General features: G+C 45.2%; 1 protein-coding gene and 3 pseudogenes. 2 read left to right on the forward strand and 2 right to left on the reverse strand.

What is annotated here, in order from left to right:
* Positions 1–74: 74 nt before the first annotated feature.
* A pseudogene (locus RIM23_RS10370) lies at positions 75–243 on the reverse strand (IS607 family transposase); the annotation flags it as partial.
* Positions 244–383: 140 nt separating this feature from the next.
* Between RIM23_RS10370 and mutT the strand changes: the two are divergent.
* Positions 384–845: pseudogene (mutT, locus tag RIM23_RS10375) on the forward strand (8-oxo-dGTP diphosphatase MutT); the annotation flags it as partial.
* 149 nt (positions 846–994) lie between these two features.
* Here the strand turns inward: mutT and RIM23_RS10380 are convergent.
* Positions 995–1,366: pseudogene (locus tag RIM23_RS10380) on the reverse strand (toll/interleukin-1 receptor domain-containing protein); the annotation flags it as partial.
* Positions 1,367–1,906: 540 nt separating this feature from the next.
* Here RIM23_RS10380 and RIM23_RS10385 point away from each other — a divergent pair.
* Entirely contained in the window at positions 1,907–3,355 is a 1,449-nt protein-coding gene (locus tag RIM23_RS10385; RefSeq protein ID WP_446366781.1) for an amino acid permease, read from the forward strand.
* Positions 3,356–3,605: the final 250 nt, after the last annotated feature.

The raw sequence follows: 3,605 nt of genomic DNA on the forward strand, positions 1-3,605 counted from the left end.
GGTGAAACCGATGGGGTTAAGTTCATCGGCGGGGGTTGGCAAGCCTTTGCAATAAGTTATCGTCTTCATAGCTATTCGTTACCCGATTTCTTACCAATTAAGTCAACAATATCGATAAGACGATGACCACCAGCGATACTAATACTATAAGATTGTATTTTACCATTGAGTGAGCATCGGTGCAAAGTGCAAGACCGTGGCACCTAGTCGAGTGGCTGCTTCTTGGGGGGTTAAACTAGACATTGCCTGACTATATCATAGAAAATGTCTAGTTATGTCACTAATTGTCTAGATATTTACGGACTGTTAGTTAACCCCAATTGGGACGAAATTGAATATCGGCAGACTCATTCACTGGGCTGCCGATTTCATCTGTAGAAGTTCACTGTCAGGCGTACAATCTAGGTATTGCATCTAAGTTACCCATGCGTGAAGCCTCTACGCCCTTACCTCACAAAATCATTGGTGTTGCCGTTATTCGGAATGACCAAGGACAAATTTTAATTGACCGCCGCCCTGCTCAAGGGTTATTGGGTGGATTATGGGAATTTCCTGGCGGCAAAATTGAGCCAGATGAAACTGTGACAGACTGTATTAAGCGGGAAATTCGGGAAGAATTAGGAATCGAGATCGAAGTAGGCGATCGCGTCATCACTGTTGATCATGCCTATAGCCATTTTCGGGTAACCTTGATGGTTCATCACTGTCGTCATCTGTCTGGTATCCCCCAAGCCTTAGAATGTGATGAAATCCGTTGGGTAACCTTGGAGGAAATTGACCAGTTTTCGTTTCCCAAGGCTAATAGTCAGATTATTGCGGCATTACGTCAAGAGACTGAGATCTAATTCAGCTATTCATATCATATCCTGATGATTGCCCATAATTGCAAGGCTTTAACAGCAAAGGTTTCAGGCATTTTTCTTGGTGTTTAACCAGACATCATATCATTACTATTCAATACGATTCAATTAAAATTCAGAGTAGGAAGCACTACAACATCCCGATACAGCACCGTCACCACTCGCTTATTCATCTTCACCGCCTGGAAATCACTACCTGAAGCAATACTTTCCTGATCAAACCAGGTGGTTTTTCCCTGAACTTGCAGCGCCTCATTTAAGCGACGGGTAAAATCGGAATCGGTACGGGAGTAGGAAACAAAAACATCGATGGAGGTGTCAGGCGGTTGCTGACTACTTTCAGTAATAAACTCTTCATGCACGGGTAGCGGCGGGTGTTCCCGGCGCTGTTTGGCAACCTTGAGCCAATTTTGAGCCTGCTGTAAATTGTACCCGCGCAACAAAATACTGGGATTACGGTTTTGCTGCTGCCATTTCAGTGCTTTGACTAATAAAACTTTATGCTTAACCATCATTTTATAACTATAAAAGACGCAAAATGTCAATTGGAAAAGTTAAATATTTTTCGCCAATATTTAAGGTGTCTTTACAGTATATTTTTACTCTGGCGACGCTAATTTTTAACCGGATAAAGCTGCATGTATATTTTATATAAAGATTAAGATGACCTAGAATGATTTTGTCATACAACTGACGATCTAAGTCCGAGATTAGTGTAATACACGTTGAGCTGTTTGGCGAGTGGAATAGCGCTATATCAGCAATTAAACTAACTCAGCGGTCAATCCGGATCTGTATTACGATCTGCTGAATGATGGAATGATGCTGTCAAAGAACTAGATGCTACTCGCTTCTCTCCAAGCAAGCTACAGGGTTCTTAGCAATCAACAATTAACCAGGAACGGGCGGCGTTCGTTTTTCCTCTCATTCTGGGAAAAAGATAGTAGGGAACGCCGTCCAATCTTGTGAACTTAAACAGCCCAAGGTTTGAGCTGAATGAAGGATTATTGGGGTGCAAGGTAAACAGTTGAATATAAGGTTTATCTATGCAACACTCTCAAGGTATTGCTGTTTACGAAACAGTAAATAATGGCTATCTCAGACGCCGACAATTGAAAGGAAATGCCGGGGGTTTACTCTTATGGGGTTTAGGGGTTGGCGCTGTTATCTCAGGTGATTTCTATGGTTGGAACTATGGTTTAGCCTCCGGAGGATTCTGGGGGTTTAGTATTGCCGCTTTCTTAATGGCAATCATGTATCTCTGTTTAGTCTATAGCAGCGCCGAACTCTCAGCCGCCCTCCCCTATGCTGGCGGATTCTACTCGTTCACACGCTATGCCCTCGGTCCTTTTTGGGGGTTTATTTGTGGGATTACAGTCACCATTGAATATGTCCTCGCCAATGCGGCGCTGGTTTTCAGTTTAAGCAACTACCTCAAACCCTTATTACCCAATCTGCCCAGCTTTTTTATCTGGGTGTTTGCCTACGCTATTTTCTTGGCGATTAACATCCGAGGCTTTGAACTGAGTGTGACAGTTTGCCTTTGGCTAACTATCATCGCGATGACAGTATTAGCCATCTTCTATGTAAGTATGCTGGTATCGGGTGAATTTAGTTTTAGCCTACTGTTTAATATTCCGGCTGAACCGGGACAGTCACAAACCTGGTTACCGAAAGGCTGGTTTGGGGTGTTTGGCGCGATTCCCTTTGCGATATGGTTATATCTGGCGATTGAACAACTACCCATGACGGCTGAGGAAACTGATGATGTGCCTCGGGATATGCCAACGGGAATGATTTCTGGCGTGTTTACTCTGATTATTCTGTCAATTTTCACCGTGGTGATTAACTCCGGTGTTGGCGGGGGCGCGGCGGCGATTGCTCAATCCGATGCTCCCCTACGAGATGGGTTAGAGGCTTATTTTGGCGCCGGCGCTACCAGTACCATTGTCACAGCACTCGCGCTGATTTGTGGTTTAATTGCCAGTCTCCACGGTAATATGTTTGCCTACGGACGGATTATTTTCTCCCTATCCCGTGCTGGGTACTTACCCCGTTGGCTATCGGTTACGAGTAAAACGAATACCCCCCATCGGGCATTAATTGTGGGGGCGACGATTGGATTTCTCTGTGTGCTACTGGTGAATATCGGTATTGAAGCCGTAGATGCCGTGATTTTGAATATGGCTGTGTTTGGGGCATTAATTTCCTATATTTTGGTCATGATTAGCTACATGAAGCTCAAAGGGAATCCTAATTTACCCAAACCCTACGAAAGTCCATTGGGAACGGCGGGAGCATTTTTGGGTTTGGCTTTAGCCACATTTGCCCTAGTTGCTTGTGTTTCCATACCTAATTACCGAGGCGGTGTTTGGGGGATTGGCGTAGCGCTGATTGTGGCAAGTGTCTATTTTTTAGTGTTCCGGAGTAATCGACTCGTGGCTCAAGCGCCAGAAGAAACGGCGGCGCTAGGGTTAACTTGGTATCATGAGTAGGGGATATAGGGGAGTAGGGGCGGGTTTAGTCGAATCTGGGTGAAGTCAGAAAGGATGGTAGTGAAACCCGCCCCTACACAAAACTCAAAATTCCCTGTATCTCTTTGTGATTTGACATCCTCCCCCGGCTAAAGAGCGCGGGGGATTCCTCACCACGCCACCTTTAGCCGGGGTGGTCGCTGATTGGGGTTGACGCTTCGCTGAAGGTTGCCTCCAAATGAGGTCTTACACCCTCTCCACGTCCGTTTAT

Origin of the sequence: Coleofasciculus sp. G3-WIS-01 (assembly GCF_040223135.1) — a bacterium.
Lineage (GTDB): Bacteria > Cyanobacteriota > Cyanobacteriia > Cyanobacteriales > Coleofasciculaceae > Coleofasciculus.

Bases quoted from the DNA above. Each gene is read 5' to 3' on its own strand.
- RIM23_RS10385 (WP_446366781.1), top strand. From the start codon at position 1,907: ATGCAACACTCTCAAGGTATTGCTGTTTACGAAACAGTAAATAATGGC.